At 67.0% G+C, this 21,134-nt stretch carries 25 protein-coding genes and 5 tRNA genes; 16 read left to right on the top strand and 14 right to left on the bottom strand.

Features of this window, described 5'->3' with window-relative positions; all coding sequences use genetic code 11:
• Positions 1–75: 75 nt before the first annotated feature.
• Positions 76–708 carry an NAD(P)-dependent oxidoreductase gene (locus ACIBTM_RS14910; RefSeq protein ID WP_395877048.1) on the bottom strand — a complete coding sequence of 211 codons (633 nt, stop codon included), beginning with the start codon at positions 706–708 and terminating at the stop codon, positions 76–78.
• A gap of 96 nt (positions 709–804) precedes the next feature.
• Between ACIBTM_RS14910 and ACIBTM_RS14905 the strand changes: the two genes are divergently transcribed.
• Entirely contained in the window at positions 805–1,395 is a 591-nt protein-coding gene (locus ACIBTM_RS14905; protein WP_395877047.1) for a TetR/AcrR family transcriptional regulator, read from the top strand.
• Between the two features lie 123 nt (positions 1,396–1,518).
• On the opposite strand, the gene ACIBTM_RS14900 is transcribed toward ACIBTM_RS14905, so the two are convergent.
• On the bottom strand, positions 1,519–2,022 hold the full coding sequence (locus ACIBTM_RS14900) for a GbsR/MarR family transcriptional regulator (RefSeq protein WP_395877046.1): 504 nt from the start codon (positions 2,020–2,022) through the stop codon (positions 1,519–1,521).
• Positions 2,023–2,116: 94 nt separating this feature from the next.
• Here ACIBTM_RS14900 and ACIBTM_RS14895 point away from each other — a divergent pair, with 94 nt between their 5' ends.
• Positions 2,117–3,013, top strand: coding sequence for an ATP-binding cassette domain-containing protein (locus ACIBTM_RS14895; RefSeq protein WP_395877045.1), 897 nt, complete (start codon positions 2,117–2,119; stop codon positions 3,011–3,013).
• Positions 3,010–4,647, top strand: coding sequence for an ABC transporter permease (locus ACIBTM_RS14890; protein WP_395877044.1), 1,638 nt, complete (start codon positions 3,010–3,012; stop codon positions 4,645–4,647). Before ACIBTM_RS14895 ends, ACIBTM_RS14890 begins: the two co-directional genes overlap by 4 nt.
• 51 nt (positions 4,648–4,698) lie before the next feature.
• Here the strand turns inward: ACIBTM_RS14890 and ACIBTM_RS14885 are convergent, their stop codons facing one another.
• From ACIBTM_RS14885 to ACIBTM_RS14865, 5 genes are all read right to left on the bottom strand, one after another.
• Positions 4,699–5,022, bottom strand: coding sequence for a hypothetical protein (locus ACIBTM_RS14885; protein WP_395877043.1), 324 nt, complete (start codon positions 5,020–5,022; stop codon positions 4,699–4,701).
• A 53-nt stretch (positions 5,023–5,075) separates the two neighbouring features.
• Positions 5,076–5,633: a TetR/AcrR family transcriptional regulator gene (locus ACIBTM_RS14880; RefSeq protein ID WP_395877042.1), complete on the bottom strand. Its 558-nt coding sequence runs from the start codon at positions 5,631–5,633 to the stop codon at positions 5,076–5,078.
• A 63-nt stretch (positions 5,634–5,696) separates the two neighbouring features.
• Entirely contained in the window at positions 5,697–6,482 is a 786-nt protein-coding gene (locus ACIBTM_RS14875) for a metal-dependent hydrolase (protein WP_395877041.1), read from the bottom strand.
• Positions 6,483–6,536: 54 nt separating this feature from the next.
• Positions 6,537–6,890: an STAS domain-containing protein gene (locus ACIBTM_RS14870; protein WP_395877040.1), complete on the bottom strand. Its 354-nt coding sequence runs from the start codon at positions 6,888–6,890 to the stop codon at positions 6,537–6,539.
• A 214-nt stretch (positions 6,891–7,104) separates the two neighbouring features.
• Positions 7,105–7,413, bottom strand: coding sequence for a WhiB family transcriptional regulator (locus ACIBTM_RS14865; protein ID WP_016330769.1), 309 nt, complete (start codon positions 7,411–7,413; stop codon positions 7,105–7,107).
• A gap of 136 nt (positions 7,414–7,549) precedes the next feature.
• On the opposite strand from ACIBTM_RS14865, the gene ACIBTM_RS14860 reads away from it, so the two are divergent.
• From ACIBTM_RS14860 to ACIBTM_RS14850, 3 genes are all read left to right on the top strand, one after another.
• A complete protein-coding gene (locus ACIBTM_RS14860) occupies positions 7,550–7,966 on the top strand; it encodes an anti-sigma factor (protein ID WP_395877039.1) in 417 nt (138 codons plus the stop codon).
• Positions 7,963–8,736 carry a SigB/SigF/SigG family RNA polymerase sigma factor gene (locus tag ACIBTM_RS14855; RefSeq protein WP_395877038.1) on the top strand — a complete coding sequence of 258 codons (774 nt, stop codon included), beginning with the start codon at positions 7,963–7,965 and terminating at the stop codon, positions 8,734–8,736. The genes ACIBTM_RS14860 and ACIBTM_RS14855 overlap by 4 nt, the downstream gene beginning before the upstream one ends.
• 76 nt (positions 8,737–8,812) lie before the next feature.
• Positions 8,813–9,238 (top strand): ATP-binding protein, encoded by a 426-nt coding sequence (locus tag ACIBTM_RS14850; protein WP_395877037.1) that lies wholly within the window; start codon positions 8,813–8,815, stop codon positions 9,236–9,238.
• On the opposite strand, the gene ACIBTM_RS14845 is transcribed toward ACIBTM_RS14850, so the two are convergent.
• The gene (locus ACIBTM_RS14845) at positions 9,207–9,683 is read right to left on the bottom strand and encodes a MarR family transcriptional regulator (protein WP_395878068.1); all 477 of its coding nucleotides are present in this window, start codon (positions 9,681–9,683) and stop codon (positions 9,207–9,209) included. The two genes, ACIBTM_RS14850 and ACIBTM_RS14845, sit on opposite strands and share 32 nt — an antisense overlap.
• A 55-nt stretch (positions 9,684–9,738) precedes the next feature.
• On the opposite strand from ACIBTM_RS14845, the gene ACIBTM_RS14840 reads away from it, so the two are divergent.
• Positions 9,739–10,374: a nitroreductase family protein gene (locus ACIBTM_RS14840; protein ID WP_395877036.1), complete on the top strand. Its 636-nt coding sequence runs from the start codon at positions 9,739–9,741 to the stop codon at positions 10,372–10,374.
• Here ACIBTM_RS14840 and ACIBTM_RS14835 read toward each other — a convergent pair.
• Together ACIBTM_RS14835 and ACIBTM_RS14830 are read right to left on the bottom strand one after the other, a co-directional pair.
• On the bottom strand, positions 10,352–11,008 hold the full coding sequence (locus tag ACIBTM_RS14835) for an alpha/beta hydrolase (protein ID WP_395877035.1): 657 nt from the start codon (positions 11,006–11,008) through the stop codon (positions 10,352–10,354). The genes ACIBTM_RS14840 and ACIBTM_RS14835 overlap by 23 nt on opposite strands.
• A gap of 28 nt (positions 11,009–11,036) precedes the next feature.
• On the bottom strand, positions 11,037–11,705 hold the full coding sequence (locus ACIBTM_RS14830) for an HNH endonuclease family protein (RefSeq protein ID WP_038507695.1): 669 nt from the start codon (positions 11,703–11,705) through the stop codon (positions 11,037–11,039).
• Between the two features lie 157 nt (positions 11,706–11,862).
• Here ACIBTM_RS14830 and ACIBTM_RS14825 point away from each other — a divergent pair, with 157 nt between their 5' ends.
• A complete protein-coding gene (locus tag ACIBTM_RS14825) occupies positions 11,863–12,855 on the top strand; it encodes a tetratricopeptide repeat protein (RefSeq protein WP_395877034.1) in 993 nt (330 codons plus the stop codon).
• Here the strand turns inward: ACIBTM_RS14825 and ACIBTM_RS14820 are convergent.
• Both ACIBTM_RS14820 and ACIBTM_RS14815 read right to left on the bottom strand, forming a co-directional pair.
• Positions 12,852–13,745, bottom strand: coding sequence for an SWIM zinc finger domain-containing protein (locus ACIBTM_RS14820; RefSeq protein ID WP_395877032.1), 894 nt, complete (start codon positions 13,743–13,745; stop codon positions 12,852–12,854). The genes ACIBTM_RS14825 and ACIBTM_RS14820 overlap by 4 nt on opposite strands.
• Positions 13,746–13,749: 4 nt before the next feature.
• Positions 13,750–14,418: an SDR family oxidoreductase gene (locus tag ACIBTM_RS14815; protein ID WP_395877031.1), complete on the bottom strand. Its 669-nt coding sequence runs from the start codon at positions 14,416–14,418 to the stop codon at positions 13,750–13,752.
• A gap of 48 nt (positions 14,419–14,466) precedes the next feature.
• Here ACIBTM_RS14815 and ACIBTM_RS14810 point away from each other — a divergent pair, with 48 nt between their 5' ends.
• A complete protein-coding gene (locus tag ACIBTM_RS14810) occupies positions 14,467–15,033 on the top strand; it encodes a TetR/AcrR family transcriptional regulator (protein WP_395877030.1) in 567 nt (188 codons plus the stop codon).
• Here the strand turns inward: ACIBTM_RS14810 and ACIBTM_RS14805 are convergent.
• Together ACIBTM_RS14805 and ACIBTM_RS14800 are read right to left on the bottom strand one after the other, a co-directional pair.
• A complete protein-coding gene (locus ACIBTM_RS14805; protein WP_395877029.1) occupies positions 15,030–16,229 on the bottom strand; it encodes a hypothetical protein in 1,200 nt (399 codons plus the stop codon). The genes ACIBTM_RS14810 and ACIBTM_RS14805 overlap by 4 nt on opposite strands.
• On the bottom strand, positions 16,226–17,683 hold the full coding sequence (locus tag ACIBTM_RS14800) for an AAA family ATPase (protein WP_395877028.1): 1,458 nt from the start codon (positions 17,681–17,683) through the stop codon (positions 16,226–16,228). Before ACIBTM_RS14800 ends, ACIBTM_RS14805 begins: the two co-directional genes overlap by 4 nt.
• Before the next feature lie 163 nt (positions 17,684–17,846).
• Here ACIBTM_RS14800 and ACIBTM_RS14795 point away from each other — a divergent pair, with 163 nt between their 5' ends.
• From ACIBTM_RS14795 to ACIBTM_RS14765, 7 genes are all read left to right on the top strand, one after another.
• Entirely contained in the window at positions 17,847–18,854 is a 1,008-nt protein-coding gene (locus ACIBTM_RS14795) for a hypothetical protein (protein ID WP_395877027.1), read from the top strand.
• Positions 18,855–19,364: 510 nt separating this feature from the next.
• Positions 19,365–19,438: transfer RNA gene (locus tag ACIBTM_RS14790), tRNA-Arg, on the top strand.
• A 34-nt stretch (positions 19,439–19,472) separates the two neighbouring features.
• Positions 19,473–19,549: transfer RNA gene (locus ACIBTM_RS14785), tRNA-Pro, on the top strand.
• A gap of 13 nt (positions 19,550–19,562) precedes the next feature.
• Positions 19,563–19,651, top strand: a tRNA-Ser gene (locus ACIBTM_RS14780).
• 3 nt (positions 19,652–19,654) lie between these two features.
• Positions 19,655–19,726, top strand: a tRNA-Arg gene (locus tag ACIBTM_RS14775).
• A gap of 15 nt (positions 19,727–19,741) precedes the next feature.
• Positions 19,742–19,813: transfer RNA gene (locus tag ACIBTM_RS14770), tRNA-Cys, on the top strand.
• 101 nt (positions 19,814–19,914) lie between these two features.
• Positions 19,915–21,084: an HNH endonuclease gene (locus ACIBTM_RS14765; RefSeq protein ID WP_395877026.1), complete on the top strand. Its 1,170-nt coding sequence runs from the start codon at positions 19,915–19,917 to the stop codon at positions 21,082–21,084.
• The last annotated feature ends 50 nt before the right edge of the window (positions 21,085–21,134 follow it).

Below are 21,134 nucleotides of genomic sequence, written 5' to 3'. Positions count from 1 at the left end.
TTACTGCCGCGTTTCGTCCTCTGAACGCGATCGTTGCGCACGCAACAACCGCATCGAGAGGACTGGATGCGGAAGTCAGCCGTGGGCGATCGAGACCGTCTGGCGGACGAGCGAGTCGTCCGCGGCCGCGCGGAGCAGGTAATCGGCGACGTCGGCGCGGTTGATGCTGTAGCTCCCGCGGACGTTGCCGTCGGTGCGGGCGGCGATCTCGCCGGTGTGCGGCCCGTTCAGCAGGCGCGGCGGGCGCACGATCGTCCAGTCGAGATCGCTTGCGCGCACGATCCGCTCGGCGGCGATCATGTCCGTGAACGCGCGCCGGAGGATCCTGCCCAGGATCGGCTTGACGACGTTCCTGGTGAAGAAGGCGTCGCCGTCGACGAACGGGCCGCTGGCGCTCACCAGCAACAGCCGCCGGACACCCGCCGAGCCGAGCGCGGCGACGGCGGCGTGGGCCCCGTCGGTGACGATGGTCGTCGGGTTGCGGTCGCGGGAGCCGAGGGCGGAGATCACCACGTCGCGCCCGGACACCGCCTCCGTCAGCGCGCCGTGCTCGGACAACTGCGCGACGACCACCTCCAGCAGGTCGCCCTCGGCGGTCAGCCGGGACGGGTCGCGGACGACCGCCGTGACGTGGTGGCCCGCGGCCAGCGCCTGCTTGACGACTTCGGAACCGACCCCGCCCGTGGCACCGAGAACAGTGAGCTTCATGGTCACGCCTTCCTGGGTTAGTGAACACTCACCCACTATGGTGAGTGTTCACTAACCACTTGTCGAGCGAACGCTGAGAAGCCCTCAGGAGCGAACATGGGAAGCCGCGAGGAGATCGTCGCCGCGGCGGCGAAGGTGATGCGCGAGCAGGGCTACGCGCATGCCACGACGAAGGCCATCGCGCAGGCGGCGGGCTATTCCGAGGCGTTGCTGTACAAGCACTTCAAGGACAAGACCGAGATCTTCACGAGCGTGCTCACCGAGCGGCTGCCCGCGCTCGGGACGACCTTGGCCGAGCTGACGGCGTCCGCGGCGGACACTCCGCTCGCGGAGAACCTCGTCCGCCTGGCGCGGGTCGCGCTGTCGTTCTACCTGGAGAGCTTCCCGATCGCGGTGTCGCTGTTCTCCTCACGGGAGCTGCTCGCGACCCATCGGGAACGGGTCATGAGCAGGGAACGCGGGCCGGACGTCCCGCTCGTGCGCGTCGCCGGGTACCTGAAGGAAGAGGCCCGGCTCGGCAGGATCCGCGAGGACGCGGACCTGGACGCGGCGGCGTCGCTGCTGCTCGGGGCATGTTTCCAGTACGCGTTCCTGGCGTCCTTCGAGGACCGCGAGCCGTCTCCGGGAGAGCTGGACGAGTGGGCGGAACGGCTCGCGGCGACACTGGTGGTCGCGGTGACCTCGTGAGTGTCCAGGACGGATGTGGCGGCTGTTGATCGCAAGTACATGAAGGCCCCCTTCCTTGCGCCTAGGTACAGGAAGGGGGCCTTCATGTACTTCAAGCGAGCAAGAGGGGGTGTCGCGAGTGGCTCACTTGCCCTTTTCGGCCTGCATCTCGTGCCACTTCGCGTACATGTCGTTGAGCTCCTTGATCATGAAGCTCAGGAAGTCGCGCATCTCGGCGACCCGTACACCCGCCGGGGTGTCCGCCCCCAGCGCCGAAACGCCCTCGTCGGCCGCGTCGCGCCACATGGTGATCATGCGGTCGCGTTTCATGAAGGTGGCGTACCAGAGGTCGTCGAAGAGCCGGTAGTGGTCGCGGCGTGAGCCGGGCTCGCGTTCCTTGGCGACCAGCCCAATCTGCTCCAGGTACCGCACGGCCCCCGAGATCGCGGCGGGGCTCACCGAGAGCTGGTCGGCCAGCTCGGCCGCGGTGAGGCGGCCGGCGTCGGTGGTCATCAACGCGGCGAACACCCTGGCGGGCATCCGCTGCATCCCGATCTGGGAAAGCGTGAGGCCCAGGTGCTCCACGTAACGGCGGACGGCGTCCTCGTCTCTCTGCGTGCTCGAAGCACTCTCAGGCGTCGTCGTCATGAGCACATCCTCTCTCACATCCCCCAGAGTGATCACACCGTCCATACGTTTTCTTAACTTCACAACTTCATGAAATCACTGTACCTTCAGCTTCATGGAAAACGCCATCTCCATCTCCGGCCTCCACAAATCCTTCGGCCGGACCAAGGCCTTGGACGGCCTTGACCTGCGGGTACCCGCTGGGGAGGTGCACGGCTTCCTCGGCCCGAACGGCGCGGGGAAGTCGACCACCGTCCGGGTCCTGCTCGGTCTGCTCCACGCGGACTCGGGGGACGTCCGCCTGCTCGGCGGCGACCCCTGGAAGGACGCGGCGAGCCTGCACCGGCGCCTCGCCTACGTCCCCGGCGACGTGAACCTCTGGCCCAACCTCTCCGGCGGCGAGGTGATCGATCTGCTGGGGCGGCTGCGGGGCGGGCTCGATCAGCGCCGCCGCAAGGACCTCGTCGAACGCTTCGACCTCGACCCCAAGAAGAAGGGGCGCACCTACTCCAAGGGCAACCGGCAGAAGGTCGCGATCGTGGCCGCGCTGGCCTCGCGCGTGGACCTGCTGATCCTCGACGAGCCGACTTCCGGCCTCGACCCGCTGATGGAGGCCACCTTCCAGTACGCGATCCAGGAGGAGCGCGAGCAGGGCCGCACGGTACTGCTGTCGAGCCACATCCTGGCCGAGGTCGAGGCGCTCTGCGACAAGGTCAGCATCATCCGCAACGGGCGCACCGTCGAGACCGGCACGCTGGCCGAGCTCCGGCATCTCACCAGGACGTCGATTTCGGCCGAACTCGCCGGCCCGCCGAACGGGCTGACCGAACTCCGGAACATCCACGACCTCAAGGTCGAGGGCAACCGGGTCCGCTTCGACGTCGAAACCCGCTCCCTCGACGACGCGCTGCGGCAGCTCACCCAGGTCGGCGTCCGCAGCCTGACCAGCCAGCCGCCGACGCTGGAGGAACTGTTCCTCCGCCACTACACGGCCGAAGCGAGCGCGAAATGACCGCGACGCTGGACCGCCCGGCGATCGTTTCCGGGCCCACGCACGAACTGGTCGGCACCTGGCAACTGACCAGGCTGGCCCTGCGGCGGGACAGGATCGTCCTGCCGATCTGGATCGTCCTGCTCGGGATCATGCCCTCGACGTCGGCGGGCACGTTCGAAACGCTGTACCCGACGGCCGTCGAACGCGCCGGGCTCACCGCGAGCATGGGCGCGAACCCGTCGCTTTCGCTGATCTACGGCCCGGCCTTCGACCTGTCGACCGCGGGCGGGTTCACCGCGTGGCGGCTCGGCGGCTTCCTCGCCCTGGTCATCGGGCTGATGGCGGTCTTCACCGTCACCCGGCACACCAGGGCCGAGGAGGACTCGGGCCGCGCGGAACTGCTGGCCTCCGCGGTGGTCGGCCGGTACGCCCCGCTGACCGCGGGCGTGCTGGTGTCCGCCGGGGCGAGTGTCCTCATCGGACTCGTCGAGACCGGGCTGATGATCGGCGCGAAGCTGCCCGCCGAGGGCTCGCTCGCGTTCGGCGCCGCCACCGCGGTGACCGGGCTGGTCTTCACGGCGATCGCGGCGGTCGCCGTCCAGGTGGCCGAGTACTCGAGGACGGCCAACGGGATCGGCGCCACCGCCGTCGGGGTCGCGTTCCTGCTGCGCGCGGTCGGGGACTCGACCTCGGACGCGGCCTGGGTCTCCTGGCTGTCCCCGATCGGGTGGGCGCAGCGGATCCGGCCGTTCGCCGACGAGCGGTGGTGGGTCATCCTGTTGCCACTGGCCGCCACCGTGGTCGTCGGCGCCGCCGGGTACGCGCTGCTCCCGCGGCGCGACGTCGGCACCGGCATCGTCCCGCCGCGTCCCGGGCCCGCCGAAGCGGCGGCGTCGCTGCGCAGCCCGTTCGCGCTGGCGTGGCGGCTGCACCGGGGTCCGTTGATCGGCTGGCTGATCGGCACGGCGGTATGCGCCGCGGTGTTCGGCTCGGTGGCCAGCGGGATCGGTGACGTCGTCGGGCAGAGCGAGCAGGCGAAGGAGATCTTCCAGCGCCTCGGCGGCACGGACGGGCTGATCGACGCCTTCATGGCGGCGATGACCGGCCTGTTCGCGATGGTCATCGCGCTCTACGGGGTGCAGGCCGCGTTGCGGCTCCGCGCCGAGGAGACCGCGGTGCGGGTCGAGCCGCTGCTCGCGACGGGTGTGGGCAGGCTGCGGCTGCTGGGGAGCCACCTCGTGTTCGCGTTCGGCGGCACGGCGCTGATGACGGTCGTCAGCGGTGTCCTCCTGGGACTGTCGAACGGGATGCGGGCCGGCGGTGTCGGCGACGCGGTCGGGGACATGGTGGTCGCGTCGCTGGCGCAGCTTCCGGCGGTGTGGGTGATCACCGGGCTCGCCGTGACACTCTTCGGCCTGACGCCGAAGTTCACGACGGCGGCGTGGGCGATCGCCGGGCTGGCGTTGCTGCTCAGCCTGTTCGGCCCGGTGCTGAACCTGCCGCAGGCGGTCGTGGACGCCTCACCGTTCTCGCACGTTCCGAAGCTGCCCGCCGCGGAGTTCACCGCGACACCGCTGGTCTGGCTGACCGGGGTCGCCGCGGTCGCGCTCGTGGCCGGGCTCATGGGCTGGCGGCGTCGCGACGTCGGCTAGCCACAGGGGATGACCGTGGAGGCCGTTCATCGGGGGCGGCCTTCACGGTCCTCAGTCACTCCGGAACCCCGTAGTCGTACTGGGCGGAAGCACCGTCGAGGTGGGTGAAGGGGTCACGGTCCTGGTCACCGTGCGCGGCGCCGGCGTGCTGGTGCGCGTGACGACGAGCGGCTCCGGGACACTCCCCGGCACGGTCACCGTGACCGGTCCGACCGAACGGGAGGTCGACGTCGGGGCCGGGGTCGTGCCGACTTCGTAGACGCGGCGCTGTGGCTCACGGCCGGCCACCAGGAGGGCGGCGACGAGCAGCCCGGTCGCGAGACCCGCGATGGCCGCGACCGTGACGGAACCGGTGGTGGGACCCTGACTCGACATCCGGCACCCCCTCGCCATGCGAAGCGCAGGTACGAGGACTTCTCGCGTTGATCTTACGTTTTGTTACGTAGCGTGCGCAAACCGTCGACAATGATCCGCACGAGATGGCGTTCTTCGAGCGAATACCGTTCCGTGGTCAGGCAACCGGCGATCAGGGCGCGCAGGTCGTCGCCGTCGATGTCCTCGCGGACCGCGCCAGCGGCCTGTGCCCGCGTCAGCAGCGCCCGCGTCGCCGAACGGAACTCGTCGCCCGCGCTCGCTTTGAAACCCAGCCCGGTCGTTTCGGCGAGCGCGTCGCAGAGGGCCCGGTTGCGGGACGCCTGCTGGACGACGCGTTTGAAGAAGTCGAAGAAGGCTTCACCGGGGTCTTCGGCGGTCAGCAGCTCGCGGGCTTCCCGCGCGAACTGCTCCAGACGCTCCACGACGACAGCCTGGAAAAGTGCTTCCTTGCTGGGGAAATGCCGGTAGACGGTGCCCGCGCCGACACCGGCGATCCGGGCGATCTCGTCGAGGGGGACGGCGAGGCCGTCGACGGCGAAAGCCTCTTCGGCGGCCGCGAGCACCTTCGCTCGGTTACGGCGCGCGTCGGCGCGCAGCACGGGCTTGTCCACTGTTCCCCCTCCTCAACCGGGTCCGGCGTTCCGATTCAACGCCGCCGTCGACGAGGGCATTCCTCATTGCACCGCGGTCTGCGTCCCGTCCGGCGTGAGCAGCCCCTGGACCGTGGTGAAGAGGTACTCCCAGACGCCGGGGATCAGCACCACCGCGGCGACCGCGAACACCGGGAAGATCAGCCGGTTCTCCACCTTCTTGCCGGTGCGGAACCGCAGCGGCTTCGGCGGCCGGATCTCGTACCAGGTCTCGCCCGCGATCGGGATCGGGAACAGGAACGGGCAGCCGGACTCGGTCAGCGCGTCCCCGAGGCAGTGCACGAAACACCCGGCCGCGACGGCGATGCCGAGCCAGCCGGAGATCTCCGCGAGCTGCGCCGCCTTGTCCGGCGGGGCGGTCCACACCCACCAGCCGACGGCGGCGCCGCTGACCGGCAGGAGCCAGTCGCCGAGCGCGCCTTCCGCGAGCAGCAGGCCGAGGACCACGACACCGAACACGGCCCACGGCCCGCCCTCGGCGGTACCCCAGGAGGTCAGGAAGCCGAGGCCGACGGCGAACAGGACGGTGTGCGAGAGATGGCGGTGCTTACCGGTGACCTTCTCGTCCCGAGGCCCCTTGGTCAGCGCGTAGAGACCCGCCGAAACGCGGCGAAGGAGCCATGAGATCGCGCCGGTGAACCAGCCGAGCAGCTTCGACGCGCGAGCGCCCGGATGGTCGAGGTCGGGAAGGAGGGCGAAGCCTGCCGTGGTCGCGGCGAAGACGACCGCTTGGTGCACCGTGCCCGCTCCGACGGCGGGCGCGAGCGCGAGGCCCGCGCACCAGCCCGTCAGGGCATGCGTCCGCCCCATCATCTTGCTGCCCCCAGGTGTCGCGGATCACGAGCCCACGACCGTAGCGGGGGATCAGGCGGGGGGCTCCTCCGACACGCTGAGGTGCTCGGCGACGCCGGTGAGCTCGATCACGCGGCTCACCTGCGGGCTGGGCACCAGTTCGAGCTCGACCGCCTTCTCGGCGGCCTGGCGCTGCGCCTGGAGCACCACGTTCAGCGCCGAGGAATCGAAGAAGGTCACGCCGGTCAGGTCGGCGACCACCCGGCCCGACGGTTTGTCCGTGATCAGGGCCACGAGGGTCTCCTGAAGCTGCGGGCTCGTCAGCAGGTCGAGCTCACCGGTGACCACCACACGCGGTTCAGACGCGTCGGCGTCCAGCGTGATGCTGAAACCAGGCGGCGTGGTGTTCTGGTCCGCTGCGGGCATGCACATTCTCCTCATCAGGTGAGAACCGACGCTCAGCGCCGGAACGCGCCTGTGGTCTCAAGCGACGGCCGCGCCCAGTCCGGACACGGACACACGCTCTTCTTCGGCGGGTAGGCGTGGCTGTCCCCGCAACGACAGTCCCAACCCTAACCCAGTACGGACGGGGCGCCACGATCGCCGTCGTGCGCGTCGCCGACCGGTGCCCGGGCCGCGCTCAATGCGCGGTCAAGGCCTTGCGCCCGGCGCGGCGCTCACGAAGGAACAGTTCGCGGCGCTCGATCTCGCCAAGGCCACCCCAGATGCCGTACGGCTCCTGCACCGCGAGCGCGTGCTTGCGGCACTGCGCCAGCACGGGGCAGGTGTGGCAGATCGCCTTGGCCCGCGATTCGCGCCGCTCACGGGCGGAACCGCGTTCGTTGTCCGTGTGGAAGAACAAACTGCTGTCCGCACCTCGGCACGACCCACGGAGCTGCCAGTCCCACTCTTCCGCCACCACGTTCGGCAGCCGGCTCACGTCAGCCATGTCGGTCCCCGCCTTCCAAGGAGATCGTTTGTCGCGGGTTACATGCCCGCCCCCTGCACGGCTCAAACGTGGGTTTGGTTTGCTCACACCAAGGGCATCTGACGGAGCGGCAGCGCAGCTCGAGAGAGGAACACACGTGGTGGACAACACCCCGCCCGGCGGGGAGGGCGCTCAACTCATCGAGGTACGCACGGCCGCGGTACCGCACGTGGTACCGACTCTCCGGACGATCGTCGCGGATATCGCGATGCGGCAGGACTTCGATCTGGACGCCGTCGAAGATCTCCGGATGGCGGTGGACGAGGCCTGCTCCATGCTGCTCCCCTCGGCCGCCGATGGCCACCTGACCTGCGTCTTCTCGTGGAAGGACGGGCGGATCGAGGTGACCGTCTCGGTGCTTTCGGACTCCCCGGAACCCGGCGACGAGACCGGTCTGTCCTGGCAGCTGCTCACCGCGCTCGCGACGTCCGCGCGGCGGAGTGTCACCCCGGCCGACGGCGGCTACCTGTCCAGGGTGGAACTCATCCGGGAGAGCGAGGCGGCCCGGCCGTGACCGAACCCGTCGAGCAAGACGGCGCGGATGTCCCGGTCCTGTTCGAGCGTATGTGCGCGCTGCCCCCGAACGCCCCCGAACGCGAGGCGCTGCGGGACGAGCTGGTGCGCGCGCACCTCGAACTCGCGCGCAATCTGGCGCGCAAGTTCCGCAACCGGGACGAGTCGATGGAGGATCTGGTCCAGATCGCCACGATCGGGCTGATCCACGCGGTCGACCGATTCGACCCGGGTCAGGGCAGCGACTTCCTGGCCTTCGCGGTCCCCACCATCTCCGGCGAGTTACGGCACCACTTCCGCGACAACAGCTGGTCGGTCCGGGTGCCGCGGCGGCTCAAGGAGCTGAACGCGAACATCTCGGCCGCGCGTGAGGAGCTGACCGTCCGGCTCTCGCGCGCGCCGAAGCCCAGTGAGATCGCCACGCATCTCGGCGTCCCGATCGACGAGGTCTATGAGGGCCTCCGGGCCGGTCAGGGCCGGTACGGGGCCTCGCTGGACAACCTCCTGGAGAACTCGGCGCACACCCGCTTCGGCGAGGCGGACGCCAATCTGAGCCAGGCGGAGCTGCGCGAGGCGCTGCGGCCGATGCTGGAACGGCTGCCCGATCGCGAACGCAAGATCGTCGCGCTGCGGTTCGGGTCCGGGATGAGCCAGTCGGATATCGCGCGCCGTGTCGGCGTTTCCCAGATGCAGGTGTCGAGGCTGCTGGCCGCCACGCTCAAGAAACTGCGTGAAGGACTGACCGAGACGGAACTCACGGACGGAACCTGATTCGACCCCGGCCCTTGTGGGTACCAGGGACTCGAACAGCGGATCTGGAGTCTCTCGTGAGGGGAGGTGCGGAACCATGACGATGTCCAAGACGCGATCGGAGGGCTCGTTGCCGGTGGTCTCCCTGCCCCTGCCGGTCGATGTGACGGCCCCCGCCGTCGCGCGACAGGCCGTGCGGGCGACTCTCGGGAGCCTCGGCCTCGACGGCCCGGCCGTCGACGACGTCCTCCTGGCCACCTCCGAGCTGGTCACGAACGCCTTCGAGCACGGTGAGAAGCCGGACAGGCTTGAGGTCGAATACTCCGACGGAAGGCTCACCCTGCGGGTCTTCGACTCCGGGACGAAGCGCCCGAGGCTGAAGGAACCGTCGCCGATGGCGGCGCGCAGCCGCGGCCTCCAGCTGGTGCACGCGTTGTCCGACGACTGGGGACACGAGCTCTGCTCGGGCGGGAAGTACGTCTGGGCCGTGTTCAGTCTTGCCCGAGCCGACGCTTCAGCTTGAGCGCGGCGTCCGTTTCGGCGATGCGCTCCCGGAGCGATTTCCGCTCCAAGGCTTCGACGGCGGCGACCAGCACCTCTCTGAGCGGGTACGGCAGTTCGGCTTCCAGCTGTGCGGCGGCGGCGCTGGTCGCCGCCCACTCCGCTTCGAGCGTCGGCATCAGACGGCGCGTCTTCTCGGTCAGCGAGACGATCCTCTGCCGGGCGTCGGCCCCCGGCCGGAGCGAGACGAGGTCCTGACGCGCCATCTGCGCGATGGTCTGGCTGGCCGCGGAATGGGTGACACCGACTTCGGCGGCGAGATCGCGGATCGGCAGCGGGCCGTGCGCGACGATCGCGCGGACGAACGGCGTGAACCGCGGCCGGTAGTCACCCAGCCCGATGTCCTCGAAGAACGCGGAGACGTCCGCCTCGGTCACGTCGAGGACGTGCCTGAGCAGAGTGCCCATCCCTCGTTCGCGCGGCGGCCTCCCCACCAGCGGATCATAACGACATAATCCTGGGATGACGCCCGAAGAGCTGCTGACGACCACCCGGACCGTCCGCAAACGACTGGACCTGACCCGGCCGGTGCCTCTCGAACTGGTCAAACACGCCTTGCAGGTCGCGCTGCAGGCGCCGAGCGGGTCGAACACACAGCGCTGGCACTGGCTCGTGATCACCGATCCCGGACAGCGGGCCGAGCTCGGGAAGCTCTACCAGCGGGCGTGCCGCGAGTACCTGGATTCCCCTCGGGCGGCGGGGAAGTTGTTCGCGGACGACCCACAGCGATCGAAGGTGCAGAAGCGCGTCGGCTCCAGCGTCGAATACCTGGCCGACAAGATGGGCGAAGTGCCCGTGCACGTCATCCCGTGCCTGGAGACGGACAGCGCGGAACTGCCGGCCGGGAACCAGGCCGGGCTGTGGGGGAACCTGCTGCCGGCGGTGTGGAGCTACATGCTCGCGGCGCGGGCGGTCACGCTCGGCACCGCGTGGACGACGCTGCACCTCGCGTACGAGAAGGAGGCCGCGGAGATCCTCGGCCTGCCGGAGAACGTGCACCAGGCCGCGCTCATCCCGACGGCGTTCTACACCGGCGACACCTTCAAGCCCGCCGAGCGTCAGCCGCTCGAAGACGTCATGCGGCTGGACCGCTGGTGAGATAGGACTCCAGGCGGTCCGCCAGTTCCTTGGGGTGGCTCAAGGGCACCGCGTGGGAGCCGTCGATCTCGTCGGGCGCGAAACCGAGCCTGTCCTGGACGACCCGGCGTTGGAACTCAGGCGTGAAGAAGCGGTCTTCGCGCGCGATGAGCACCTTCGTCGGGACGTCCGGCCACTTGTCGAGCGGCCACGGTTGTCCCCATTCGGCGCTGACCTGGTTCCGGCCGTGCGAGCCCGCCTCCGCGACGATGTCCGCGGGGACGCCGTTGTAGAACTTCTCCTCGTCGGTGAGACCGGTGGCGTCCTCGAAACCCGTGGCGCCCCACCAATCCCCCGGCGACTCGCCCGGTTTCGGGACCATCGGGGTCAGCATCACGAGCAGCCGCGGCGAAAGCTTCGCGGCCACCAGCGGCGCGGTGAAACCGCCATAGGAATGGCCGAGCAGGACCAGATCCCCGCGGTCGCCGATCGCGTTCACGACGGCTTCGACGTGTTCTTCGAAGCCCGCCTTCTCGTCGTCGATCGGCAGGTTCACCGCGACGACGTCGTGCCCGCGTCCGGTCAGTTCCGCCTCGAGGAGGTGGAAGTCCCAGGCGCTGCCGCCACCGCCGTGGATCAGTACGAAGGTCGTCATGGCCTCAGCCAACCCGAAGCCGGGGCGATCAGCAACGACCGAGCATGTCGCTGAGCGCGCTCTTCTCCGCGGTCGTGATCGTGAGGCCGTAGTAGTGCTTCACGGTGATCCAGTCGGTGGCGTAGGTGCACCAGAACGAGACGAGCGGCGGCTTCCACTGGTCCGGCGCCTTGTCGCTCTTCTCCTGGTTGACGTTGTCGGTGACGGCGAACAGCTGCGGCCGGGTCAGGTCGTTCGCGAACTGGCGCCGCTTCTCGTCGGTCCACGACTTCGCGCCGCTGACCCAGCTCTGCGCGAGCGGCACCATGTGGTCGATGTCGACGTCGGTCGGCTTGGTCCAGGTCTCGCCGTCGTAGATGCTCGTCCAGCTGCCGGAGGTCGGGGCGCAGTCGGAACCGGCCTTGACGTCCTTGCCGTCGCGTTTGAGCACGAACTCGCGGGTGTTGCAGTTGTTCCCCTGGTTGTCCCAGTGCGGGTACTTCTTGCGGTCGTAGCCGTCCATCGAACCGCGCGGGGCGACGGTGAGTTCGTCCAGCTGCTTGCGCGCGTCGGCCGCGCTCGCGGGGTTCGCGGGCTTCGGCTGCAACGCGTCGCCCTTGCCGCTCACGAACCAGAACACCGCGAGCACGACGGCGGCGAGGGTGATCAGCAGGAGCAACCGCTGAGCCGTGGTCATCTGGCTGGTACGCGTGGCCACCGCGCGGTTCCTCTCGACGGGGGATGGGGAGCGCCAAGTATCGCCGCGCGATGCGGGGAAACCGGGTGCGACACGACGATGACGCCCGGTAGTTGTTGTCACATCGGGGCCCTGAGCAGCGACTACCCCAGGAAACGCTGCCGGAAGGAGCGGGCTTGTGGGCGCCGGAAAACGTAAGTGGAACACCCGGATCGACGACTATCTGAACCGGAAGGCCGCGGAACGCGGGCACGTGATCGCCATGGCACGTATGGGATCCACCGCGCTGGAGCGCGGCGATCTCGACGAGGCGGAGACGTGGTTCCGCAAGGCCGCCGAGGGCGGGGACAGGGTCGCGATGGGCAATCTGGCGCATCTCCTGAACGAGCGCGGCGTACCGGAACAGGCCGAACGCTGGTACCGCGAAGCGGCGACCGCCGGTGATTCGCATGCCATGTCGCATCTGGGGAATCTCTGCGCGAAGAGAGGGGATCGGGAGGCCGCCGAGGACTGGTGGCGGCGCGCCGCCGCCGAGGGCCGGGTCGAGGCGATGGCGGAGCTCGCGCGGTCAAGGCACCGCGGCGGCGATCTCGAGGAGGCCGAGCGCTGGGCGGGTGAGGCCGCCGAGGCGGGCAACGTCGAAGGCATGATCACGCTCGGCGCCGTGCTGTGCGACACCGGCCGGACGTCCGAAGCGGATCCCTGGTGGCGCAAGGCGAGCGAAGGGGCCGACGCGGCTTCGCTGATCAAGCTCGGCCACCAGGCCCAGCAACGGGGCGACCTCGCGCGCGCCGAAAGCTGCTTTCACGCGGCCGCGGCCGCCGGTGCCCCCGACGCCGCCGTCCGCCTCGGTCTGGTGCTGCACCGCCGCGGCGACCTCGACGCCGCCGAACGCTGGTATCTCAAGGCCGCCAAACGAGGCGACGCCGCCGCGATGACGAACCTGGGCGTGCTGGCCAATGACCGGAACGATCCCGGCGAGGCCACCGCCTGGTACCGGAAGGCCGCGGAACTCGGCAGTGTTCCCGCGTACACCAACCTCGGCAGGCTGGCCGCCGACCACGGCAACTTCCAGGAGGCGGAGCACTGGTTCCGCGCGGCCGCCGACACCGGCGACCAGGCGGGGCTACGGGATCTGGAGGAGCTGTACCGCAACCGGCAGCGGTATTAGGCCTGCCAGTTCCGCATCGCGGCGAACCCCTCGCGCAGCCGCTGGAGCTTGCGGCTGCGGTACGGGTCCTCGCCGTCGTCGAGCCGCCACCGCTCCTCGACGCCGGCGCGGAACACCGCGAGCCCCTCGAAACCGAGGCCCGTGGTGAAGTCCGCGATGTTCACGTCGACCCGGCCGGAACCGTCGAGATCCAGCCGTAGCAACCACTCCGCGAGTTCCTTGGGCTCCGGCGGCGAATCGGCGCAGGCCTCCGCGTACAACGCGAGCGCGCCCGACACCTCGGAGGCGAGCGCGCCGAAGGAATCCTCGACGAAGTCCAGTGCCTCCACCACCAGCTCGATGACGCGGCACAGCAGCGGCCCGTCCATGAGTTCCCTGGCGGTGGCGAGCACCTCGCGCACCTTCTCGGTGTACGCGACCGTGCCCTGGAAACCGACGAAACCACGCAACCGCAACGTTCCCTCGACGTGCCGGCGCAACGCGTCGAGGTCGCCGCGGCCCGCCTTGAGCGAGAGCTTGCGGAACAGGACCGGGTCCTCGTTCGCGTGCCCGACGAGGAGTTCGACCAGCTCGGCGCGGTCCAGTGTCTCGACGTAGCCGCGGATGTCGGTCGCGCCGCCGTCCGCGACTCCTTCGAGGACCAGCAGCCCGACGGCCACGCAATGCTTGCAGAAGAAGCCGTCCGCCGCGTGCGGGCAGGAGCACTCGCCGACCAGCTCGCCGTCGACGTTGCGCAACCGGACCGTGTACCGGTCGGTGCCGCTGACCACCGCCGTCACCCCGCCCGCGACGTCGTCCAGCGTCTCGACCGACTCCAGGTACTTGGCGCCGCGCGCGAAGGAGACGTCGCCGGCCTGCCTGCGGAGTTCGTCCTCGCTGAACCACGTCACCGGCCTATTCTGCGCCTTGGCCCGGAGGACCGAGGAACAACCCACCGCTCGCGTCGAGGACCTGCCCGGTCACCCACCGGGCGTCGTCGGAGACGAGGAACGCGACGACGTCCGCGATGTCTTCCGCGGCGCCGAGCCTTCGGTGCGCGGTGAGCGTCGTGATGGCGGCCTCCAGCTCCGGCGTGAAGACCTGGCCGTTGTCCGCGGTCCTGGTGGCGCCCGGCGCGACGACGTTGACCGTGATGCCGCGGGGTCCGAGCTGGTGGGCGAGGGTGCGGCTCATCGTCTCGAGCGCGCCCTTGGTCATCGCGAAGGAGGTCTGCGCCGGGTTGGCCATCCTGGTGGCGACCGACGAGACGTTGACGATGCGGCCGCCGTCGTTCAGCGGGGCCCGTTGGATGAGGAAGTACGGCGCTTTCACGTTCACCGCCATCAGGTGGTCGAAGCCTTCGGGCGTGTCGGTCTCGATCGGCCCTCCCGGTGCGGCCGCCGCGTTGTTGACCAGGATGTCCAGGCTGTCGATGCCCTCCAGGGCCTTGTCGACTCCGTCCATGGTCGACAAGTCGCCCTGCTTGCTTGAGCGCTTGATCGTTCGTATGCCGTCTTTCTCGAGCCGCCGCGCGATCGCCGCCCCGATCCCCCGCGACGCTCCGGTCACCAATGCCGTCTTCATTGCGCACCCCCAGATGTTAGTGACTAACACTTTGATAGTGTCTACCACGTGAGCCTCCGAGACCGCCAGCGCGCCGAAACCCGGCTTCTGGTGCAAACGCACGCCATCCGCCTCTTCACCGACGTCGGCTACGACGCGACCACGGTCGCCGACGTCGCCGCGGCCGCCGGCGTCTCGGCGATGACGGTCTACCGGCACTTCCCGACGAAGGAGGACCTGGTCCTCTACGACGAGTACGACCCCGTGACCGCTTCGGCCGTCGCTGCCGCGCCTCCTGGACCCTTGCCCGCGCGGATCGGACACGCGCTCTCGGAGACGGCCGCTCACGGGTCTTCTTCGGAGAAGGCGTTCCTGCTGGCGCGGCTACGGCTGATGATCTCGGTGCCGGCGCTGCGGGCGCGGCATCTGGACAGCCAGTACGCAACTGCCGATGCGATCGTGGCCGCTGTCTGTGGCCCTTCGCCTTCGCCGGACGAAGAGTTTCGGGTGCGGGCTACGGCGATGGCGTGTCTTGGTGCCGCTCACGTCGCGCTGCTTCGGTGGGCGGAGACGGACGGAGAGGGGGACCTGGCGGGGTTGATCCGAGAGACGCTGACCAGCGTCTTTAAGGACTAGCTGGCTAGCCAGCCACTGAATACCCGGGTCAACTCACCCTTGAGGTGTTCAGGTGCGCAGTAAATAAGCGGACCTGCCAACGTGCGCCCCACTCCTACTCTCGGCACCGCCTCAATCGGAGCTACAACGAACGCCTCGCCTTCGTCGATGAGCAAGGTCCTGGCCTCAACCAGGTAAGCGAGCGCCTGGTCATACGCGCTCCGCAAGTACTTGCCTTCATCGCTGTACTTGCACTCGATGACCACAGCGCGCTTGTTCGCATGGTCTACCAGGAACAGGTCAGCCCCCCGGACGTTGCCACGGCGGGCCAACCCGCGAGTCGCCTCAACATAGGGTTCGGTTTTCTTCGCAGTACTCCAGATTTCCCCGGCTTCGAACCACAGATCCCAAGCGGCGGCGCCGGGAGCTTCCACACGGAACGCAGGCCCGCGCGAACGTCCAGCCAGCGGACGACGGCTGATCGTCCTGCACTTGAGGCTCCGCAGGACGCCGAGCATCGTTCCCAGGACGCAAAGATGGAAAAGCCGCCACCTGAGGGCGTCGTCGGGCGCCAGCAGTTCAGCGGCAAGCCGCGCCAGGTCACCGGATTCTTCCCGCCTGAGGAGGTCAGCCAAATCTCCGACCACTCGCCAAAGTGGTCCAGCACGTCGAATCCCTTCGACCATCAACAAGTCTGGCGGCTCGGCCTCCACACCTTGCAGTTCCGGCCTCGCTGCCAGGTCATCCAGCGTCGCCAGTTGGCCCCGCACCCCCTTGCCGATCTTTGGCCGCATCTCCTTGGCATGCAGGTGGACCCCGAGGAGACGTTCGACAGTCCACCGCAAGCTGCTTAGCAGCTCATCGTCCACCCCACGATGACGAACTCGCCCCGAGAACTCAGTAGGTGGCCACCCCTGCCGACGAGTGTTGGCCCAGTTGATGGCGCCGCGCGGAGATCGACCACGCACAGTCTCCGCTTGGGTAGCCACCGGCAAGACACTCAACCAGTCCTGCAGGTTCTCAGGCAATTGCTCGATGAGTGGTCGACACTGCTCGAAGAGAATGACGTGGGCCCGACGCTCGACATCGTCCTTTGTCCACTCGAAGTCATCTTCGCTGAGCACCGCAGCCAGACCTGCATACAGCTCGCCCTTGCCAGACCAGCTACGGAAAAGCTCTACGAGACCGTCCTCTGGGAAGGACAGCTTCTTCTTCATCGAAGGGCCTTCAGGTGGTCCAACAGCCAAGCCCATTGCTCGCCAAGCACCTCTTCAGCTCCTAGCACCTCACCCAACCTGCTGAGGGTGTTTCCGTCATAGCCGGACAGCCAGGACCCCATACCAGCCAGGTAGCCCTCGGCAACCAACTGCGTGAGGTCAGGGCTAGGTTCGGCCGACAACCCGGCAGCTACGTAGTCCGAGACGTCGAGAAGAGCTGCCGGCCCCATCGGATCTAGAAGATCACTCTGTGCAGAGTAAATCCGCTCCAGGATGACGCGCAGTTGACCTGCTTGCGGCTCAGGGGGCTTGGAGGCGCTAAGCCTGTTTGTCAGCGCTGTCGAGAATTGGGCAGCCGAAGGCGCCGACACCGGGACATGGCCGAACCGTCGACCGAGGGCCTGTCCAAACCGGAACACGCGCTGCGCATCGACAGCGTTGTAGGTGCCGATGAGCCGCCAGTCAGTCCCCGCCACATAGTAGATCGGCTCGTTAGACGGACTTCTCGATCGGAGACGTTCTTCACCGACTACAACACTTCTAGGACCTGAGCCCCAAGTCAGGATTATTGGGCTCGACTTCGGATCCGCGCTGACTCGACCAACCATGACTTCCTTGCCGGAGAGCCAGGTGAGCAATCCGCCGAAGATCCGATCCAGATCAGCCCGGTTTGCTTCGTCAAGGACCAGCCACTGGTCCTGCGCGATGGCTTCCAGCACATGGCCAGGGCTGAACCGCAGTCGCCCCTGGTCGTCGACCGTGTCGCCACCGACGAGATCTCGGGTAGTCCATGACTCGTCCGGAGTCACAATGAGCGGATCGTGGATTAGTCCCATCCCGAAGGACTTGGGATTCTTGCCAATATCGTCAATGAGCTCACCGACCAAATGCGTCTTTCCGGTGCCAGGCGGCCCCACTAGCATGACGGACTTACTTGACCGCACAGACAACCGAAGCATCCGAATTATTCGATCATCGATGACCAGCTTATGCACACGAGCGCGAATCTTTAGAGCCTTCACTACAACGCTTTCTAGCGGCATCCCAAAGAACGTGGCCAGCACCCCGGCGGAGGTAATCTCCGCGCCCTCTTGTACGCCAACCCACTTAACATTCCACCCAGATTTGTCTTTTCCAAGAAGAAGAGCCGCGGGAGTCTCATTTGACCGCAGGTAGTCGCGAAGCTCGGCGACCGCCCTGTCCGTGTCATCCAGAGGAACGACCACCGCCACGACCTCGGCGTTGTCAACCCGCGTCGATCGCCTCAGCTGACCAGCCATCTCCGCGGCCCTGCTGATTTGAATTGCTGCAACACGAGTCACCCGGATGCCCGCGACGCTACCCAAGTAGTACTCGAGGCGCGAAAACTTCGTCCCGCTGGGCGAGTCAAGGTCGACCTGATCCAGGCCGTCTCGGAGCACCGTCTCAGGGGTCCATTCCTCCGTCTCAGTCATGAGACCGAAGGTACCGGCGCGCGGTCAGCACGGCCCCGCGCCACGCACAGTGACAGGCCAGCGACCGAGCTCCCGAAAGCGGACACGCTTCGCGCTACTAGTTGCGCGTACGCAAGCTTCGCGCCACTACACTCGGTCGTCTGCGTCATACGGAGGGGTGATTGTGGACGAGAGCGGCCTGCACGAGCAGCTTCGTAATCTTCAGACCGAACGGATCGGGGAGCCGCATGCGCTCCACAAGCCCTTGTTGTTGCTCTGGCTCTTCGGCCGGTACCTCGATGAACGTTCCCCCACGACAACCTTCGAGGCCGCAGAAGGTCCCCTCAACCACCTGATCGATCGGTTCAGCTTGCGGAAGGTGCCCGCCTCACAGCCCTTCTGGGAGCTCAAGCGGACGCTGTGGACTCCGACAACAGAAGTCGGGTCCCCCATCGCCGAGACTCCCCGCTCACCGAAGTGGTTGCGAGACAACGGAGCACAAGGCAGCCTCACGAGCGAAGTAGTTAACGTGCTCGACGAACCACGTGGCATCTTCACTGCAGCCGACGTGCTTTACGAGTACTTCGCCCCCAACGTCGTCGACGCCCTCCGCAGTGCGGTCCGACTTGTCCCACCAGTGTTTCTCCGCACTGCCGCCCTGAAGCGCGAGACACCGACTGCGACCACGAAGCTACCTCAGACACGGCGAACCAAGGGCCGCGAAGTTTCCATCGATTTTGAACGGTCTGTCCGCAACGCAGTCTTTGAATGGCTCGAAGACCTGACTACTCAGAACGGTGGCCCGATCCCGTTTGCGCAAATGACCAACTTCATCTTCGAGGGCACGCGTATCCCGATCCTCAACCCCCAGTCCGGCATTCACAAGCCAGCAAAACTCGGCAGCGCGCTATCAATCAAAACGGTCTACAGGCGACCAACTGAAGAGCGCCCTTACGAAGACGAAGTAGACGGGAGTGGCCGAATTCTTCGCTACAAGTATCGAGGCGAGGACCCTCTCCACTCCGACAACGTCTCACTCCGGAACGCGATGGAGCGTAAGCTTCCGCTTTTCTGGCTTAAGGGAGTCGACCCCAACGCGCACTACGAAGCACACTTTCCCCTGTGGTTGACCGCAGAGCGACCAGACCAGCACCTCTTCGAGGTGTCGTTCGAAGGACCGCCGAAGGACTAGCCACCCACGCTCTGGTCGTTGCACAACAAAGGCGTTGCTTCGCAGCGAGTCTTGAGTCATAGTTAGAGCACTCGACCAACCTCAGGAGCAGCCATGATGAACATGCACGAGCGAAAGGCGCAGCGTCGGCATTCGGCCGTCGCGCCCATCGCCGTATGTCCGTCGCCCTGTTCCTGGCGACGTTCATGCCGGGCTGACCAGCGGATTCTGGTCACCGAAGGCTCCCCATCATGACGCCATAGCGCGTGTGATGCCAGGGAGCCGCCCATCAGGAAACTGATCCGGGCGGCTTCTCTTTTTGCTGCGCAAAGCAATTCCCTATCGGCGAGCTTGGGAAGCGGAACGGCCTCCAAAACCGTATCCAGGGGGTTCGACTCCTCCCGCCGGTGCTCGACGCTGCCTATTCAGCGCGAACCTTGAGAATTGAAGACTTTTCCCAAAGCTCGTCCCCGTCGCCGAAAGAGGCAGCCAGGACGAGCGCCGGTGGAGGCGTGCACTCGTCTCCACCTCACCCCTGTAGCTCAGGTGGACAGAGCGCCGCACTACGAATGCGGAGGTCCCAGGTTCGAGTCCTGGCAGGGGTACTGGTCGGCGTATCGGAGGGGATACGCCGATCGACGGATGCGAGGGGCGCTGGCGACCCCGTCTGATTTGGGATCAGGAGTCACCGCGTTCGACTCGCGGGCGTCCGACCAAGCAGCACAGCAAGGAGGATTGGCCGAGTCCGGTAAGGCAACCGTCCCGAAAACGGTAGTCGGCGTGAGAGCGTCGCGCAGGTTCGAATCCTGCATCCTCCGCAAGCCCTCGTGGTCCAACGGATACGACGCCGGCGTCCGAAGCCGGGAACGCAGGTTCGACTCCTGCCGAGGGCACGATGACCGAAACTTGGCCCACTTCACGACGGTCGTGCGGCGGCCTGCAAAGCCGTTGGACTCCGGGTTCGACTCCCGGGTGGGTCTCTAGTTCTCTGCCGGGCGAATCGGGTGCACACGCGGCACCAGAGTTCCACCTCCGCAAGTTCGTGCGCTATCTTCGGACATACGTTCGAACGGGAGGTTCTGTGTCCCTGGATGAGCTTACGAGCAGCGAGGCCGTGGTCGAGGCGTTGCGGCAGTGCGACGTAGTCGACCTTGACGCTTCCGTGCCCGGATTCGGCCCCACTCGGGACTACGTCCTCGAGTTCGACGGCAAGTACTACCACCCCGGGCAAATCGCTAGCGTTGCTTACGGCGTCCAGCATCCAGACCGCGGCGCACTCCCGGCCGCCGAGTTCAACAGGACGACCGTCGAAGTCGCAGAACACTTGGAGCGACTGGACTTCACGATCACCACGACCGTCAAGTTGCGCCCGCCCAAGGTCGGAGACGAGCACCCCCACCGAACCGCCATCTACAACGTCTACGGCGGCAACAAGTTTGCGGGGATCGTCAGGTTTCCTCGCGAGACTGTCGTCAACGCGTTCTCCGATGAGAAGGGGCCCTACTCGGACGAGCCGCCAAACCTAGTGGCTCCATTCGAGTATCGCGGTGAAGGACAGACTGGCAAGCAACGACTGGACGCACCGGGCAACAAGATGCTCGAGGAAGCCCGTCGGGGACGTCGTGCAGTGCGGTACTGGTATCGCCCGTTGGGTGGTGTCTTCAGGTTCGTCACGTGGGTGGCTGTCCTCAACCGAGCACAGGTGTGGTCTCCGGACAGAAACGGAAAGTTACGCCTTGAGTACACGTTCCAGATGATGGCGGTCCCGAGCCCCGATGTGGACACTTGGTCGTCTGACGTGCAGTCACTGATCGATGATCAAGAGATCACAGACACTTCTCCGCCCGAGCCGCCGGTGCGGAACGCCAGCAAGAAAGCCCGCCAGAAGACCTACCAAGAGTATCTTCAGGACATTGGCGACCCACCGAATGCCGATGACGAAGAGTCCGGGCCAACTAAGCGAAGTCGCAATCACTACCGCCGCAGCGTCAAATCCCGCCAAGCAGTACTCGTTCGCGCCAACGATGAGTGCGAGAACGACCGGTGCACTGGGATGCCAGGAGACACCAAGCCCGACGGCACTGCGATCCTCGAAGTTGACCACATTGACGATCGCGCGCTCGGCGGCTCTGATCACCCCACAGCCATGATCGCGCTGTGCCCCAACTGTCACGCCACGAAGACCCATGGGAGCAACCGAGTGGCCTTCAAGAAGCACCTTCGCGCCCGGCTCGCTGCGCTACATCACTAGTCCACAACGGACAGACAAAAAGGCCCTCCCGCGAACGGGAGGGCCTTAGT

It is taken from the genome of Amycolatopsis sp. NPDC049868, assembly GCF_044461365.1.
In the GTDB taxonomy this organism is placed as follows: domain Bacteria; phylum Actinomycetota; class Actinomycetes; order Mycobacteriales; family Pseudonocardiaceae; genus Amycolatopsis.
The sequence above is the reverse complement of the archived record's forward strand: the minus strand, read 5'-3'. Positions and strand labels throughout refer to the sequence as shown.

Bases quoted from the DNA above. Each gene is read 5' to 3' on its own strand.
- ACIBTM_RS14910 (WP_395877048.1), bottom strand. From the start codon at position 708: ATGAAGCTCACTGTTCTCGGTGCCACGGGCGGGGTCGGTTCCGAAGTC.
- ACIBTM_RS14905 (WP_395877047.1), top strand. From the start codon at position 805: ATGGGAAGCCGCGAGGAGATCGTCGCCGCGGCGGCGAAGGTGATGCGC.
- ACIBTM_RS14900 (WP_395877046.1), bottom strand. From the start codon at position 2,022: ATGACGACGACGCCTGAGAGTGCTTCGAGCACGCAGAGAGACGAGGAC.
- ACIBTM_RS14895 (WP_395877045.1), top strand. From the start codon at position 2,117: ATGGAAAACGCCATCTCCATCTCCGGCCTCCACAAATCCTTCGGCCGG.
- ACIBTM_RS14890 (WP_395877044.1), top strand. From the start codon at position 3,010: ATGACCGCGACGCTGGACCGCCCGGCGATCGTTTCCGGGCCCACGCAC.
- ACIBTM_RS14885 (WP_395877043.1), bottom strand. From the start codon at position 5,022: ATGTCGAGTCAGGGTCCCACCACCGGTTCCGTCACGGTCGCGGCCATC.
- ACIBTM_RS14875 (WP_395877041.1), bottom strand. From the start codon at position 6,482: ATGGGGCGGACGCATGCCCTGACGGGCTGGTGCGCGGGCCTCGCGCTC.
- ACIBTM_RS14870 (WP_395877040.1), bottom strand. From the start codon at position 6,890: ATGCCCGCAGCGGACCAGAACACCACGCCGCCTGGTTTCAGCATCACG.
- ACIBTM_RS14865 (WP_016330769.1), bottom strand. From the start codon at position 7,413: ATGGCTGACGTGAGCCGGCTGCCGAACGTGGTGGCGGAAGAGTGGGAC.
- ACIBTM_RS14850 (WP_395877037.1), top strand. From the start codon at position 8,813: ATGACGATGTCCAAGACGCGATCGGAGGGCTCGTTGCCGGTGGTCTCC.
- ACIBTM_RS14845 (WP_395878068.1), bottom strand. From the start codon at position 9,683: ATGGGCACTCTGCTCAGGCACGTCCTCGACGTGACCGAGGCGGACGTC.
- ACIBTM_RS14840 (WP_395877036.1), top strand. From the start codon at position 9,739: ATGACGCCCGAAGAGCTGCTGACGACCACCCGGACCGTCCGCAAACGA.
- ACIBTM_RS14835 (WP_395877035.1), bottom strand. From the start codon at position 11,008: ATGACGACCTTCGTACTGATCCACGGCGGTGGCGGCAGCGCCTGGGAC.
- ACIBTM_RS14815 (WP_395877031.1), bottom strand. From the start codon at position 14,418: ATGAAGACGGCATTGGTGACCGGAGCGTCGCGGGGGATCGGGGCGGCG.
- ACIBTM_RS14805 (WP_395877029.1), bottom strand. From the start codon at position 16,229: ATGAAGAAGAAGCTGTCCTTCCCAGAGGACGGTCTCGTAGAGCTTTTC.
- ACIBTM_RS14800 (WP_395877028.1), bottom strand. From the start codon at position 17,683: ATGACTGAGACGGAGGAATGGACCCCTGAGACGGTGCTCCGAGACGGC.